This is a genomic window from Puniceicoccaceae bacterium, from assembly GCA_040224245.1.
Taxonomy (GTDB): domain Bacteria; phylum Verrucomicrobiota; class Verrucomicrobiia; order Opitutales; family JAFGAQ01; genus JAKSBQ01.
The window spans coordinates 1-15383 of the sequence record JBEGIR010000082.1 but is presented as its reverse complement, the minus strand read 5'-3'; the positions used below and the strand labels follow the sequence as shown (position 1 = coordinate 15383).

Here is a 15383-nt window from a genome sequence, read left to right as displayed (position 1 = left end):
GTACGGAACCCTTGAGAGAAAGTGCCGGACCGCGCAATGCCAGGTGTTGGCCGTCGATTCCATCCATCTTGAATTGAACGATGAGACTTTCAAAGTTGCCGACATGGCGGGAAGGACGAAGCAAGGGATTACCGCTGAAATCGTTCACCTGTTGCTCGAGCGTGGGCGGATTTGCTTCTTCTTCCCCTTCCTCGATCAAAACAGGCGCAGAGATGTTCTGCCCATGTAACACGGCAAATGGCATGAGTAGTAGGGCAATCCATTGCAAGTTGGGCGAGCGCCGAACGGTTGAATGTGAAGTATGTGGGAGTTTCATGAGAACACTGAGAATCGAAAACAATTGAAGCAAGAAGTGGATATAGGCCATGCCATCCCCGTCATGCCGGGTCGGGTTAAAACGTTAGCGGGCAGCATAACCCCCATGCAAGGCCGGACTTGAGGGACTGATCCGCAGGGGGGGAGAAAGCATTGTTGATTCCAGGCGGAGTTTGATGGGCAATGGCCGGCAGGGACTGAAGTGGAATCAAAAATTGGTCCCTGCGCTGTACTGGGCAGCCGTGATGTCTTCGAAGCGGGTACGGCGGAATGCGCGAACGTTGGGAGTGCCAGGAGGATAGATGCCTTTTTCAAAGTTTTCGTTGAACCCCCAGTCGCGGGTAGGAGGTGTGTAGAAATGATTGAAGTAATCGTGGTAGGGTTCCGTGTGCACCTCACTTTCGAAGAGTGCAACGAGTGAAGATCGAATGGTCGCACGACGATTATTCCAATGCTCGAGAAAGCGCGGTAAATTGATCGCTCCACCGCTGCCAGCGCCATCGGAGGGCCACATGAGCGTGCCCTTGGGAATCGTAGGGGAGATGCCAGTGACCAGAGCAGCGGAAAACTCGAGTGGTGTGTTCACCACACGGTTCCACTTGTCCGATTCGGCGCTGAAAGCACGATTGCCCTGCAAGGGATCGCCGCTCCTGGTTGCCCAGTTGGTTGAGAGCAGCGTGATGGTATCGGCCATCAGGGCTGCGGGCGGCTCATCGTAGTGTGAGCCATTGTAATCGGTATAGTGAGAGGTTTCGATTGTTCGTGCGTCGTCAGCGTGCTCAACACCATCGGCGTTGTAGTGACCGACCACATAGAGAGGGGCATTGGTGACCAGAGTCATGCCCGGATTGGCCGCGAAGGATGGACTGGGTATCATCTTGCCGTTGATCAGCTGCAGACCGAGATTGTAGGTGACGGTGACGGGCACGAGATCATAGGCAAAGTCGCGCCTGTTCGATGCATAAAAACTGGGGTAGTCGTCCTTGTGATAGTAATTCCCATTGTAGCCTCGGTAGTAATCCCCGTTGTAATACCCGGCCCACTGGTATTGAGATCCTGCTGTCACCGTCACACTCGGCATCGCTCGCACGATCTTGTCAGCACTGCGCTGTGCGGTGTCCTCAAGCGGAAATTGCACGTAGACGACACCGTTCCAGTCGTTCTCGGGCACATAGGTCACGTCACCGGAAGCATCGGAAAAATACTCCTGTCCCAGATTGACAGAGGAGGGATTGGCATGATCATCCACGATCTGCCGCAAGACGCTTACATCGAGGGTGATCAGGCTCATCGGGATGTCCTGCCGGTGGTCGTACAAACCACGTCTGACCTTTCCCGAGGAATACTCGTAGGCTTCGATCTGGGGAATATCGTTAAAGGTGGACCCGCTATTGTCGACTTCACTGATATCGTCAGTAGCGACACCGATCAGGTCCGAACTCAGGTAGCTGGAAGTGTGGCGGTTGGGAATTTCGATTTCTTCAAGAATCGTATTGCCATTGGAATCGGTTACTAGGTTGCCATCAAAAGGATCCTGCAGGTTCACGGGAACGCTTGTATTGTGCCGTTTCCAGCGATAGGCGCGCACCCGGATTCCGGTTTCGGTGGTATTGTCGAACTCCACCTTGAAGATCAGGCCTGCCCGAGCCATCATCTTCTGATTGCGCACGGCATCCGACTTGGTATTGGTAGTTTCCTTGGGAAGCAGGGGTTCGATCAGCGCGTAGGCGTGGTTTTGCAACTCGTTGGCGTAGGTATTGGGGTTATCAGGAACATGGTCCTTGATTCCAGCCGCGTTGTAGGAGGGAACATTGTGAAACTGGTCCTGCACATTGCCGTCCCATGTCTGGCTGGCCAAGGTGCGCCAATTGACATGTTTGGAGTCGAGCCAGTCCGCATCATTGGAACCATTGCCTCCGAGGCGCATGGGCTTCCAGTTTTTCTCGGAGTTGAGCATGGAAACTTGCCCACGCAGACCGCTGCGATGGGGATTGGTCAGCACCAATTCCTTGTCACCATGGTAAATGCGACCCGTGGCCGAAATCGGTTCGTGGAATTTCAGGTAACTTCCGTCGTTGACGCCCAGCCACATGTCGCGGTTGGTGTGAACTCCGCCGTAGACGTCCATGTTGGGACCTGGATTGATTTCGAGATCGAGGTTATAGAAAATGGCGTGGGAGAAGAGGGGATTGTCCCTTACCTGAAGGGTCTGGCGAACATAAGCGGTTGACTCCTTGTTGTTGAGCTTTGGAGTCGTGGTGGTGGCTTTGGCATAAATCTCAACATCGCGAACAAAGATGCGTTTGCCCTTGAGTGGATCAAACTCCCAGCGGGGATCATTTTCGTCGAGATAGACCCAGTATCCCGGGTCGATTTGCCCCCCCTTGACCTCGGTTTTCGAGAGATCCAGGTTTGAGCCGCTGTAAAATGCGATTGCAGAGGTAGGGACGACGATGGGATTGGTTTTGAGTTCGTTGCTGGGGAAGGATGTTTTGGTCTGGAAACGATTGACGATGTCGGCACAGCCATATTCCGCCCAGGATTCGGCTGCGTTACGAGCCTCGTGGTGCAGTGTATTGGCAATGTTGAGGCGTTTGGAGGTAAGACCGCGGTCAAGTTGGGAAATCAAGATAAGAATCAGGGCAAACCCGAGGATCATCACCATGACAATGGCAGACCCCTTCTGACGCTGCTGCTTGCGGGAAACCTGGCGATCTGATTTGGATGATGGATTCGCATTCATGGCACTGGTGGAAGAGGGTTTTTTTCAGCGGGGTGTGATCGTGAAGTTGTAGGTATTGGTTTCTTTAATCGCACCATTTGCATGGGAGATTTTACCATTCACCATCACGGACTTGCCTCCAAAATTATAGAACACATCGCCACCCATCAACCCGGTCATTGACGGAATGATGGCTTCGTGTGTGCCCATCAGCGCTGCCGCAGGAATGTTTTCTTCCATGGTTTTGCTGTGATCAAAGCTTTCTTTTACAAACGTGCGAATCGAACCGGTGGTTTCCGATTCGTCGGCATCAAGGTAAAGTCCCACCATCTGCTTGAGCGGCGGAGGATTGCTGTCATTGGGATAGGGGTCGTCATCGTAAAAGAGCAGCACTAGAAATCGGCCAGTTTGTCCATCGCGCAAGCGGCCCATTCCAGCATAAGAACTACTGCGGAAATCAACAAAATCGCCATCAATCCACGCACCTTTGTAATTGTCGTAGAGCACAAATGCATCGGCCTGTCGTGCGTTTTCAATCATTTGGTCCGTCACCTTGCGCACATCTCCGTTAACGTCCAGCTTCGAATCTGCCGTCATGATGGAGCGGGAGGACTGCACATACATGGGAAGAACTCCGGCAACGACAAGCAGAAGGATAGCCATCGCAAAGATGACTTCGACGATGGTGAATCCTGCTTTCCTATGCTGATGTGCAGATCGACTCATGATAGTTACATGCGTGCGCGAATGGCCTGTACCTGCCCAGACGCCCAGTTCCCTCCCAGAACTGCAGGAAGCTGATAGGAGTATTCGATCTTGATCTCAAGCGCGTTGACTGGATCACTCCCCGTGTTTTTATCCTCGATCGAAACCCATAGGCGAACTGGCATTTCAATAACGGTTCCGTTGCCATCTCCGCGAACATCGATCACAACGGTTCGCTCGTTGGGTTGTTGTGTCGGATCGATGGAAATGGGGTCATCAAAGACGGTTGCTTGCTGTGTTGTATCGTAAGAGGGACTGATGGTCTCGAGAGGGAAGGTGGCAGGATCCTGCACTGCCAGCAGCAGGTCTTCATAGGGAAGGCTTTTAATCTGCTCGAGGTAGCCCTGGGCTACATTGATCGAAGTACTTTCGTAGAGCGTGGATTCGGCAAGCAACGTGGACAACCGCACCGAGCCGAGAATGCCCGTCATGAACACTCCAAGCAGGGTAAGGCCAACCATCATCTCAACGAGCGTAAAACCTCGTTGCCGTTTCGTGGCACGAATCTCAAGCATAAGGAAAGAAAAAGCACCTCTTATTAGAGAGTCTTTTTGTAAAAGATCAAGTTAAATATTTTTGACAATTGTTTATAAACAACTGTCGTTTCCGAAGTGATTAATCGGAAGAAAACTTGATTCTTAACCCCTTAGCATAGGCTTTGTCGTTATATTTACGTAGCTTTTGCGATCAATTTAAAATTTTACACTTAATTTATGTAGAAAGTGTAAAAACAGAAATTAACAGGAGTTGCAGTTCACAATCCACGCATAGACGCGGTGTTTGCAATGGGTGATTTTCAAAAATCAACAGCGGTTTACCAACCTGGAAAATTGGAATCGCTCAGTTGTAGAGCGCAATCATTCAGGGAAGGATGGGGGTGAAGTGTTCCGCAGCGATCCAGCCACGAATTCCAGTACCGTGGTCGATTGTCAGGAAATGATGCTCATGAGTGTCCAGGATTTGCAGCTTTCTGGCTTCCCTTACGGTTGCAATGGCTTCGGACTTTTCAAAAGGGGACTGCCGCAGATAGGCTTCTTCAGCAACAACGATACCGCTGTCGAGGAGTTTACCAGACCTGACAGCAAACAGGAGGCAGATGATTCCGCCTGAGAGCATCAGGAATGCAAGGGTGAGAAAAGCAGGGTTGGGAGTCTTCTGCACTTGAGAGCGCAGTGCGACAAGGACACGTGCCAGCAGAAATGCTGCGAAAGGAAGCAGGATGAGGGTGGTTCCTATCCCAAACCACAGGTCTGGAGATAAGCGTGCTGCAATTGTATTGAGGGGACCAGGAGTGGGTTCGTCGAGCTGCAGGCGATTCAAGAGAACCCTAAGGTTGTTTTTGGCATCAGGGTGATTTTCAAGCAGGAGGGCGCGTTCAAGGTACAATCGACAGTGTCCCCAGTTTTGAAGACGGTAGTGGCAGGTGGCAATATTGAGTGCAAGATTGGTGGAAAGGCCGCGGCTGGCTTCGATCTCAAGGTAAATCTCAAGGGCTCGAGTCGGGTCAGACGCTTCCCCTAGAGCCTGATTTCCACTGCGGAAATCGGCTGGGAAATCAGGGTTTGGAATTGAATGCAGCAGGGGAGAACCCAGCACCATGAGCACTAGAATGAGAGCGCTTTTCCATGCAAATGTTTCTGCAAAATCTTTCATCACGCGCATCATGATTGTTCCAGGGTATTCAGAAGTTGTTTCCATTCGGATTCCAAAGCTTCTGCAGTGTCATCAATGTCAACAGATGGAGCTACACCGCCTGCATACTGCATGGCGTTGTGGAGTTCGAGGATTTTCCGAATTGCCGGAAATTGTTCGCCCAGCCTGGCTTTGGCGTCAGCACTGGTGATGGAATCCGGGGATATTCGCCAAAGTGTGCCAAGCATCAGTCGCGTCTTTCGGGTAGCGGCTTGAACATAGACACCTGCTTGCTGGTCTTGTTTTGCAGTTGCGAGCGATTTGTCGATGGAACGCAGTGTTCGCTTGAGTTCGTTGAAACGATTTTCGCGACTCTGGCGCTGATTTTGAATCCAGAATGGAAGCACCCAGCACAAGGCGAGAAGGACGACGGGACCACCTATGGGGAGCAGCCATACGGCTTTATTCATGGATATGGGGCGCAGGGATGCTGCGGCAGGATCGAGTTCAAGCTGCAGAGGAATCCATCCGTCGGACTCGATGCGTATGAGACCACTGCCAGCCTGCTGGCGCTCACGAGGAGATTCGGTTGCAGACTGAGCTGTTCCACTGACGGAAATCGTGATGGGTTCGGTCTGCAAGGTCTCATATTCTGCACGCTCGGGATTAAAATAACTGAAGCTCACTGGGGGAATTTCTGTAATGCCAGGATCGCTTGGAATGATGGCTTGCTTGAAGTTCTTGCGTCCTCTGCGCGGGTTTGTGGAATCTGGCTCCCACTGCTCTTCTGGCTGGTAGGTTCGGAAACCCTTGGGATTTTGAAGGCCAGAGTGATTGACCCGATCAAAATTTCCTTCTCCCGAGATGACAATATCGAGTGTAATTGGGTCTCCCTGTTCCACCTCAAGCGGACTTGCTGTGCTTTTCAGTGTGAAATTTCCGATGGCACCTGTGAAGGAATGGGGTGCGCCGGAGGGCAGTTTCCTGACCTCCATTTCGAGCGGTTGTGATTGGATGAGCAAGGGGATGCGACGATGGGACGGAGAGAAAAAATCGGAATCGAAAATGCTGTCAAAGGCACTGGTGGCCCGGCGGGCGCGCACCAGGAGCGATACCTCGGTTGCAAACTGCAGCGACAGATTTCCGGGTTCGATGGGAGAAAATTCAGAAGACCAGCGATAGACCTCAAACCGCTCGTTGCCCTCATATTCAATCGTTCGCTGAAAGTCTTGCCCGAGTGACTCCATGAGGATGGCTTCGGTCCGCACTGAGGGTGCAGCGAGATTATCGAACCTGTGGGCAGTGTTTACCCAGAGTTCTACCTGAAGCGGAACGCTCTGGCCGATGTAAACCGTATGGGAGGGCACTTCGATTTCGACGCGTGCAATGCGGCGAATGTCCTCCGCTGTCAGTGAGTCGGAGGGGTTCTGTTGGGAGGCGCGCGCATTCGGGTTTGATTGTGCAAGGTTGTCGTCAACCCGAAGCGTCAGAGGGCGGGTTTCAATGACTTCGTCATTCACGGTAACGGGGATGGGTGGAATCGTGAAGGTACCCTGCCTTTCTCCGAGCACGGTGATGCGAATGGTGGCAGAGCGAGTCACCTGGCCATTGACAATTGAAGTACTCTGGGATGTTCCGGAATTTCGGAGAATGATACCGTCCACATTGGGCAGATCAACATCCGCGCGATTGCTCCCGTTCACCTGAAGGGTCAACTGTGTGTAACCTCCCACCGGAATCGTATCGGCGGAAAGCACTGCCTGCACACTTGCATTGGCCATCAGTGTTGTGGTCAGCAAGCATGTGAACGCTGCTGCGAGTAAGGGAGCAGTCATGCGTCTCAGCACAGCGTATCTTAAAACTGATTGCAATCGGGAGATCATTACCAATCCATTTCAGGGCTTTCTTCTTCCGCCTCGGGGTTTTGCATGCGAAAGAGCAACTGCGGCGCATCTCCATCTTCGTTTTTGAGAGATTCCAGGAGGCGCAAGGCTTCGGTCTCACGTGGATTCTCCTGTTCATCACCTCCAGATGGAGATGCTTGCGAAGCGGATGGGGAAGGTTGTGGTTCGGACTCGGAAGGGGCAGATTCGGCACCCTGCGGTGTGTCTCCCTGGGATTCTCCGGTATTGGCATCAGGTTCTTGACCAGCGGAGTCCTGCTGATCGGGTTCAGACTGACTGGCGCTGTCTTCGGGTTCTGATGGATCTTGAGGGGACTGGGAGGGTTGTGATTCGGAGGAATCCTGCTGATCACCGGATGATTCGTTTGCAGATGACTCGCCCGAATCAGAAGAGTCGCTAGGAGATGATTCGCCGCTGTTTTCTCCGGACTGCTGATCCTGTGACGAGTCGGAGGAGTCCGATTCCGAGTTCTGGTTTTCGTCCGAATTCTCAGAATTTTCCGAGCCATCCGAGTCCTGGGGAGGATTTTGTTGTTTGAGCAATTCCTTGAGTTGCTCGAGCAACCGCTCCACTTCGGATTTGTTGGCTTGAGCATCAAAGTCTTCGGAGTTCAAAGCAAGCGCGCGCTCGTAGTCCTGGACGGCTTTTTCCCAGTGCTCGACAGTGTGTTGAGGTTTGGTATCGAGCTCGGCACGACCGAGCTGGTAGAGTGTATTTGCGCGATTGTAGTAGGCGGACTGCTGAAGATCGAGATCGCTCGACTGGAGGGCGTTGTCAAAGGCCTGTTTGGCAACTGAGAAATTTTCATTCCGAAGCGCGCTGACCCCAAGGTTGTATTGCATCTTGAGGCGACCAGGATCGTTTTGAACAGCCTCCTGATATAGCTGCTCTGCTGTTACGAAATCACCACGACTGTAGGCCTTCTGTGCATCCCGCGCGGGGGAGGCAGAAAGTGAATGAGGTTCGAAAGCGGGTGTGAGCATCATCAATGACAACAGCAAGAGCATTGTATTCGACTGGCGTCGAAATTTGTTGCGACGGTCACGGAGCAACAGTTCTGTCGTCAGCAAGGCCAACAGCAAGGCAACGACCCAGGCGTAGCGTTCGATTGGTATTTTGCGAAGACGGGATTCTTCCTTCGCTTCGAGTTGCTCGCGCAACACATTGTTGAACAGGTCATACAGGCCCTGTCCACCCTGACCGAGTGCATGGTAGGTGCCACCCGTTTGCTGGGCAATCGTCGAGAGGGTGTGGGAATCGAGTTTGCTCTTCACCACATTTCCCTCTGCATCCGTGACAAACGAGGTGCTGCCATCCTCGCGCTGGATGGGGATCAGTTCTCCCTCTTCAGTTCCGATTCCGATGGTGTGAATCACCCATCTCTTGCGGGAAAAGGCGGGCAATCGCTCATCAATCTGTCCCTGGAGATTCTCGCCATCGGTGATCAGCACCATGATCTTCGTTCCTCCAGCCTCTCCAAGGAAGGAGCGTTCGGCGGTATCCACAGCAGAGAGTAAATTAGTTCCTCCTGTAGGAATGATGCCCACGTCAACGTTGCGAAGTGTGTCGAGAAAGGTCTCTGTGTCATAGGTAAGGGGGCACCAGAGAAAGGCATCCCCTGCAAAAGGGATGAGGCCGATGCGTACACCAGTCAACTGTCTGACAAAGGTTTCGATCTCGAGTTTTGCCCGGGCAAGACGATTGGGCTTGAGGTCCGGTGCGAGCATGCTGCGCGAGGTATCCAATGCAATCAGCAGGTCGGTGGTCTCCAGAGGGCTTTCTTCCCAGTTGTAACCAAGCTGCGGGCGCGCCAAAGCAAACACGATGAGAACGACACTGATCAGTAGAATCCCTTGCTTGAGTCGACGCATGCGCACAGAAACCTGTTGAGTAAAGCGCTGGTGCAGACCTCGATGGAGCAGGATGTCGAGGCTTGCCCGTCTCCGCAAATTACCCCAGCGGAAGATCAGAAAAACTGCCACCGCCACAGGCAGCGTGGCGAGCAGCCACCAAGGGTGTTGAAACTGTAGATTCATCACACTCATGGAAGTTTGATCAGTCGGGTTTGGGACAGCAGGATTTCAAGAAGGATCAGGAACAATGCGGCAAACAAAAAGTAGGGAAAGAGTTCCTTTTCGACGCTGAACCCCTGAAGTGTGCGGGTTGTTTTCTCGAGTGAATCAATGGTTTGGTAGACGGACTGGAGTTCATCGAGATCGGTTGCCCGGAAATAGCTGCCTCCTGTCATGTCTGCAATTTTTTTCAGGGTATCTTCATCGATTTGAACCTGCTGGCGGACCACGACATCGCGACCGAGTGAGTCCTTGACCATAACACGCGCGAGGCCGCGGGAACCTGCACCAATGGTGTAGACCCGCGTATTGAGGGTTTGCGCGATTTCTGCAGCCTGGAGGGGATTGATTCGACCCCGGTTATTTTCTCCATCCGTGAGCAGGATGACAACGCGACTCTTCACATCCCGATCTGCCATCAGGCGAACAGATCGTGCGAGGGCGGTTCCAATGGCGGTTCCGTCTTCAATCACACCCGTGTCGACACTGTAGAGTCGATCGAGGATAAATTCATGATCGAGCGTGAGCGGGCTGAGCAGGTAGGGTTTTGCCGCAAAGGCGAGCAGTGCGAGGCGATCATCAGTACGGTCCCTGACAAACTGTTCCACAGCGGATTTCACTGCGTCGATGCGCCGGACCTCTCGTCCCTTGAGACGAAAATCGAGTGCATTCATGGAGGTCGAAAGATCGAGTGCGAGAACGATGTCAACACCGGATGCACTGATCTCCGACTGGGTGCGTCCCAATTGGGGGCGTGCCAGCGCGATGACCAGCAGTGCGAGCGCAAGGAAGCGGAGGCGGGTCAGCCAGCGAAAAGGATTGTGGTGACTGCGCCTGCCAACTGCTGCAGCAATATCAGTGCTGGGAAACAGCAGCGCAGAAGTCGACGCTTGACGCCCCACAAAAAAGGCAAGCAGCGGAAGCAAGGCCAACAACCAGAGCCATTCGGGATGTAGCAGGCGTATCATGATGATGCATGCACCTCCTTTCGGCGCTCAGAAGATGGGGTTGCATCGGGCGCAGCCATGATGGACGGGCGTGTGTCGCGAATGAATCCAGCGGCGCTCTGAAACATGGCTTCCATTTGTTCGGGTGTCAGGAGCTGTCTGGCAAATTTGGCGAGGTCACAGTATTGGAGAAATTGTTGCAGGGACTCGTGATGTTGTTGAGAAATGCCGCGCGCCTCATTGAGTCCCTGACTCAAAAATTCGCGAGTCGTGCGGTTACGTGCGCTCAGGTCAAAGCGATCTTCGATGTAACCTCGGATAATCTCAGAAGCCTGATAGGAAAACTCTCGGGCGCGTGATTCACGAATGAGTTCGCGAAGGGACTCTAGTGCGTTCAGGGCGCGAACGTCAGATGGAATGACGGGTATGGGGCGTGGGCGTCGATTGCGCCGGATCAACCAGAACACCAATGCCGCAAGCAGGAATAGTCCGACAAGCGACACGCCGAGGTAGTAGGGCCAGAGTGGGGGAAGGCGCAGAATTTCTTTGGGAGGAACGAGAGTGGCTTCTCCCAGCAGATCGCTGAGCGGGGCCGATGTGGGATTGCCCAACGTTCCCGGGTTCCAGGGCTGGCTCATTGCCGGGAGCGTTGGGCGAGAACCTGGATTCACCGGAGTGGCTGGAACTTGATGAGCGTCGGGATCGGGTGGCAGGATAACCTGGGCCTGGGCAACAGTGGAGAGCAAGGACCATGCACACAGCAAGAGCAGAAGGCGCAAAGATGGGCGCGGTTGACTGGTGTTGATGTGGTGTCGTAACATATCGTGGATCCTCAATCGTTCACGAACGGCGCTGTGTGCGAATTTTGAAGAACTTATAGATTTCCTTCAGGTAAGGTTGGCCTGTGGTGATGTGCAGACGGTCAATTCGTTTTTTCTTCAACTGAGTATCGAGATGTTCAAAGCGTTCGCGGTTCAGTCGCGCATAGTGATCAAGGACTTTGCGATCCCTTGTATTGAGAAAAACCTGTTCTCCAGTCTCGATATCCTGAAGGGCCAGATAGCCGCAGGGCGGAATCTCCCGCTCTACCGGATCGGAAATGGCAATCGCAATGAGATCATGCTTGCGGTTGGTGATGTCCATTTTTCGCATGAGTCGGTCAAGTTTCTCGCGATAGGGTGGGTTCACCATGAAATCCGAGATCAAGACCATGACGGCATTGCGGTGAAGCATGCGATTGGCGTGGTCGAGCGCAGCACCAATGTCCGTACCGCGACCCTTGGGTTGGAAGAACAGAATATCACGAATGACCCGCAATACATGGTTGTTTCCCTTGCGGGGCGGAAGATAGTGCTCGATGTGATCGGAGAACAGGATGAGGCCTACCTTGTCCCGGTTGCGAATGGCGGAAAATGCAAACATGGACCCCAGCTCAGCCGCGAGATCGCGCTTGCTCTGTTCTGATGAACCGAAGGTGCCGGATGCGCTGACATCAATCATGAGCATGATCGTGAGTTCACGCTCCTCGACAAACTGTTTGACGAAGGGCCGCCCGGTGCGCGCGGTCACATTCCAGTCGATGTTTTTGACTTCATCCCCTGCCTGATACTCGCGCACCTCATCAAAATTCATGCCCTGACCCTTGAATGCGGAGTGATACTGACCCGCCAGAGTGTCGTTCACGAGGCGATTGGTCTTCAGCTCGATCTGATGAACGCGCTGAAGGATTTCTCGTGTTTTTTCGGCAGAGTTGATGGTTTCGCTACCCATGAAATTTGGTCTCGATCAGGAAAAACAGACGTTTTCGCCTGGATCAGGGAACCGGAATGGTGTCGAGAATCTGAGTGACCAGATTTTCCGAGCTGATACCCTCTGCTTCGGCTTCATAGGAGATGGAAATACGATGCCGAAGCACATCCATTGCGACGGTTTTGACATCTTCGGGAGTGACAAATCCACGGCCATTGAGAAAAGCTGCAGCGCGACTGGCAAGCGTCATACTGATGGTACCGCGTGGGGAAGCTCCATTGAGGATGAGGTCCTTGATCTTCAGACCGTAGTGGGCGGGATCCCGGGTGGCATGAATGATGGCGACAATGTAATCCTTAACCTTGTCATCCATGAAGATTTCGTTCACGACCTTGCGCGAGGCAACGATATCATCGCCCGACATGACCACATTGACATCGGTTTTGGCATCTGATGTGCCCATGCGGTCGAGAATCAGCCGTTCTTCGGAGGGAGAAGGGTGAGAAACCGTGACCTTGAGCATGAAGCGGTCGACCTGTGCTTCGGGGAGAGGATAAGTGCCTTCCTGTTCGATGGGGTTTTGGGTCGCCATCACCAGAAAGGGATCGGGCAGTTTGAATGAGTTTTCCCCGATGGTGACCTGGCGTTCCTGCATGGCTTCGAGCAGCGCACTCTGCACCTTTGCGGGGGCGCGATTGATCTCGTCAGCGAGCACAAAATTGGTAAAGACGGGTCCGTGCTTGATGATGAACTGCACATCCTTCGGGTTATAGATTTCAGTTCCGATGATGTCGGCGGGCAGCATGTCCGGGGTGAACTGGATGCGCTTGAAATCCGTGCGTATGGCGGTGGCCAAGGTTTTAAGGGCCAGGGTTTTTGCCAGTCCCGGAACTCCTTCGAGCAGAATGTGGCCGTTTGCCAGCAGACCGATGATCAGGCGTTCGACGAGGCGATCCTGGCCGACAATGACCCGTTTCATTTCGTTTTTGAGCGGGGTCACCCAAAGCGATGACTTCTGCACGAGTTCGTTGATTTCCTGAATGCTCTTGCTTGCGGTTTCCATAGTTCGGTGTCTGTGTGTCGCGGAGTGCGAACTCTGATGTTAGAACATCTTTATGGGAAAGGGTTCAAAAAATGGAACAGTCCGGAGTCAAGTGCATTGCGAGCCTTGTTTGCCGGACAAGCTCAAGTTACTTAGGGAGTTCGTACCCTGGCGTCAATGGAACTCTTGAATGCAAGAGTTCCAGGAACCCGTGTTATGAGTTGGGGGTACTTTGATTCGCTTCTTTCAGGGCTGGAGCAGAATTTTGCCCAAGCGTGGTTTTTGAAAGGCAAGCAGTGCGGATTGAACATCGCACAGGGAGTACACTGCTTCGACTGGAGTGGTGATTCCTGAGTGCAGGACAGCGTCAAAGACGCGTTCATAGAGTGCGCGAATTTCCTGCTCCTGATGGGTGCGCATCCATTTGTCCATCCAGAAGCCGCGCAGCTGGATGTCATTGAAGATCAGGAAGCGGGTGGGGAAGCGAACGGGATCACCCACCATGCCTCCAAAGGTCACACAAACACCGCCATCAGCAAGCGTCTTGATCATCTGGATGACGCTCTCACCGCCTACGGAGTTCAGGGCCAGTCGCGGTTTTGCACCACCGGTGAGTGCCCGAATGGACTTGGGGTAGTCAGGGCCGTCGACGATGACGTGGTCGGCACCGAGATTCTTGAGTTCCTCTTCAAGGCCCTCCCGGCGTACGACATTGAGCGTGTGCAGCCCCCTTGCTTTCGCGAGTTGGATCACCCAGAGTCCGACCTGGGAGTTTGCAGCATTTTGAATAATCCAGTCACCTGGCTGCAAATCCACAAATTGCTCGAGCAGCATGAGGGCGGTCGGGGGATTGACGAACAGCATGGCCGCCTGCTGGGCATCGATGCCCTCCGGAAGAACCCAAAGTTCGGACGCGTCGGCCACGATGTGAGACTGCCAGGCACCGCTTGCAGCAGGAATGCGCACCAAATCACCGGGTTTGACGTGTTTTACGGAAGCGTGAACGCTGCTGATGCGACCGACGCCCTCGCGCCCGGGAATGGCCGGCAACTCAGGCAGGGTGCCGTAGCTCCCGCCGATCATGCCCATATCCGAAGGATTGATGTTGGCGAAGCAGAGTTCGATCATTACTTCACCCTCGCGCAGTTCGGGCAGGTCAAACGATTCGTGTTTTAAAACCTCTGAGGGTTTCCCATGTTCAGCGTAAACAATGCGTTCTGGCATGGGGAGACACTAGCAGGGTGCCAGCAAAGGGGAAAGCAGAATGTGGAGTTTCACAATGCTCGATGAGATCTGAAATGGGATTTCGATTCCTCGTCGGTGTAGCTTGAAGCAGGATTGAAGCTTGGGGTGTCGCTCGATGTGTTGCGGTGTATGAGCATCTCCCATGCTGAAGCAAAAAGGAAGATTTCTGGAAAAATGAAAAAGAGACTGCCTTGTGAGCAGTCTCTTTTATTAAGGTTGAAGAAGGCAGGAAATCAGCGAGCTGTGTATCCGAGACGATAGAGCGCGCTCCATCCGTCGGTCCAGAGTGGAACATCTGCAGAGGGATCAAATGCACCCTTGTACGATGTTTGTTTGAGGAATGGATCACGCACGTCGACAGGGAAAAGATCACTCGTGACGGCTGGATTGGATGCACGTGGGTTGAGGGCCTGAGCGCGGTCACGGCTGATGAAGGCAATGCGTGGGTTTGCCAGAACGTTGCCACCGTCAGCAATTATCGCGAGCGCATCGTTCAGGGCAGCGTTCAGATCCAAGTGACCATCGTTCTGATCATCAATGCGCACAAGCTGTTCCCAGGTATTTCCGGTTCCAAAAACACCGACAATGTTGTTGCGCAGCTTCAGATCACCAGCGAGAAGGCGGTCATAGGAGTTGGTTACAGCTGCGCGGGACTCAAACGCAAATGCACTGCCGGAGAAATCGGTAAAAATGGAATTGGTGTATCCATTGGCTGCATTGTCGCGCCAGATTGCTGCGCGGGTGCCACCATCGGCGGATTGGAATCCATCTCCGATCATGGTTACGTTGTAAAACTGCGGCATTCCGAACGGTTCATCATCATCGGCATCCTGTCCACCGTCCTGTTCCGCTCCCTGGTCTCCATTGTCGGGAACGTCGGATTGAATGACAAAGGCAAACTGCACGGATCCATTCCAGCCGTAGTCTGTATCAAGGGAGTCATCACCACAATACGCAACGACTGCATACTTCACGTTACAGGTGCCACCA

13 protein-coding genes are annotated in these 15383 nt (G+C 53.2%); all 13 read right to left on the bottom strand.

All coding sequences use genetic code 11. The annotated features are described in order from the left end of the window. The coding region (locus ABQ298_13945; GenBank protein ID MEQ9825482.1) for a hypothetical protein at positions 1–316 on the bottom strand (316 nt) is incomplete at its 3' end. 207 nt (positions 317–523) lie between these two features. Further along, entirely contained in the window at positions 524–3058 is a 2535-nt protein-coding gene (locus ABQ298_13940) for a hypothetical protein (GenBank protein ID MEQ9825481.1), read from the bottom strand. A 24-nt stretch (positions 3059–3082) separates the two neighbouring features. Next, positions 3083–3763, bottom strand: coding sequence for a type II secretion system protein (locus tag ABQ298_13935; protein MEQ9825480.1), 681 nt, complete (start codon positions 3761–3763; stop codon positions 3083–3085). Between the two features lie 5 nt (positions 3764–3768). Then, positions 3769–4317 (bottom strand): prepilin-type N-terminal cleavage/methylation domain-containing protein, encoded by a 549-nt coding sequence (locus ABQ298_13930; GenBank protein ID MEQ9825479.1) that lies wholly within the window; start codon positions 4315–4317, stop codon positions 3769–3771. A 346-nt stretch (positions 4318–4663) separates the two neighbouring features. Further along, positions 4664–5500: an SH3 domain-containing protein gene (locus ABQ298_13925; GenBank protein MEQ9825478.1), complete on the bottom strand. Its 837-nt coding sequence runs from the start codon at positions 5498–5500 to the stop codon at positions 4664–4666. Continuing rightward, the gene (locus ABQ298_13920) at positions 5464–7269 is read right to left on the bottom strand and encodes a BatD family protein (GenBank protein ID MEQ9825477.1); all 1806 of its coding nucleotides are present in this window, start codon (positions 7267–7269) and stop codon (positions 5464–5466) included. The genes ABQ298_13925 and ABQ298_13920 overlap by 37 nt, the downstream gene beginning before the upstream one ends. A 47-nt stretch (positions 7270–7316) precedes the next feature. Then, a complete protein-coding gene (locus tag ABQ298_13915) occupies positions 7317–9383 on the bottom strand; it encodes a VWA domain-containing protein (protein MEQ9825476.1) in 2067 nt (688 codons plus the stop codon). Continuing rightward, entirely contained in the window at positions 9380–10378 is a 999-nt protein-coding gene (locus ABQ298_13910; GenBank protein MEQ9825475.1) for a VWA domain-containing protein, read from the bottom strand. The genes ABQ298_13915 and ABQ298_13910 overlap by 4 nt, the downstream gene beginning before the upstream one ends. Further along, positions 10375–11178 carry a DUF4381 family protein gene (locus tag ABQ298_13905; GenBank protein ID MEQ9825474.1) on the bottom strand — a complete coding sequence of 268 codons (804 nt, stop codon included), beginning with the start codon at positions 11176–11178 and terminating at the stop codon, positions 10375–10377. The genes ABQ298_13910 and ABQ298_13905 overlap by 4 nt, the downstream gene beginning before the upstream one ends. A gap of 19 nt (positions 11179–11197) precedes the next feature. Beyond that, positions 11198–12127, bottom strand: coding sequence for a DUF58 domain-containing protein (locus tag ABQ298_13900; protein ID MEQ9825473.1), 930 nt, complete (start codon positions 12125–12127; stop codon positions 11198–11200). A 43-nt stretch (positions 12128–12170) separates the two neighbouring features. Further along, positions 12171–13169, bottom strand: a complete 999-nt coding sequence (locus ABQ298_13895) for a MoxR family ATPase (GenBank protein ID MEQ9825472.1) — start codon at positions 13167–13169, stop codon at positions 12171–12173. Between the two features lie 225 nt (positions 13170–13394). Beyond that, complete coding sequence (locus tag ABQ298_13890) at positions 13395–14372, bottom strand: 2-enoyl thioester reductase domain-containing protein (protein ID MEQ9825471.1); 978 nt, start codon at positions 14370–14372, stop codon at positions 13395–13397. Between the two features lie 254 nt (positions 14373–14626). Then, positions 14627–15383, bottom strand: a 757-nt coding sequence (locus ABQ298_13885) for a hypothetical protein (protein MEQ9825470.1), incomplete at its 5' end; no start/stop codon positions are given.

Excerpts from the sequence above, each read along its gene's own strand:
- ABQ298_13940 (MEQ9825481.1), bottom strand. The coding sequence starts at position 3,058 with ATGAATGCGAATCCATCATCCAAATCAGATCGCCAGGTTTCCCGCAAG.
- ABQ298_13935 (MEQ9825480.1), bottom strand. The coding sequence starts at position 3,763 with ATGAGTCGATCTGCACATCAGCATAGGAAAGCAGGATTCACCATCGTC.
- ABQ298_13930 (MEQ9825479.1), bottom strand. The coding sequence starts at position 4,317 with ATGCTTGAGATTCGTGCCACGAAACGGCAACGAGGTTTTACGCTCGTT.
- ABQ298_13925 (MEQ9825478.1), bottom strand. The coding sequence starts at position 5,500 with ATGGAAACAACTTCTGAATACCCTGGAACAATCATGATGCGCGTGATG.
- ABQ298_13920 (MEQ9825477.1), bottom strand. The coding sequence starts at position 7,269 with ATGACTGCTCCCTTACTCGCAGCAGCGTTCACATGCTTGCTGACCACA.
- ABQ298_13915 (MEQ9825476.1), bottom strand. The coding sequence starts at position 9,383 with ATGAGTGTGATGAATCTACAGTTTCAACACCCTTGGTGGCTGCTCGCC.
- ABQ298_13910 (MEQ9825475.1), bottom strand. The coding sequence starts at position 10,378 with ATGATACGCCTGCTACATCCCGAATGGCTCTGGTTGTTGGCCTTGCTT.
- ABQ298_13905 (MEQ9825474.1), bottom strand. The coding sequence starts at position 11,178 with ATGTTACGACACCACATCAACACCAGTCAACCGCGCCCATCTTTGCGC.
- ABQ298_13900 (MEQ9825473.1), bottom strand. The coding sequence starts at position 12,127 with ATGGGTAGCGAAACCATCAACTCTGCCGAAAAAACACGAGAAATCCTT.
- ABQ298_13895 (MEQ9825472.1), bottom strand. The coding sequence starts at position 13,169 with ATGGAAACCGCAAGCAAGAGCATTCAGGAAATCAACGAACTCGTGCAG.
- ABQ298_13890 (MEQ9825471.1), bottom strand. The coding sequence starts at position 14,372 with ATGCCAGAACGCATTGTTTACGCTGAACATGGGAAACCCTCAGAGGTT.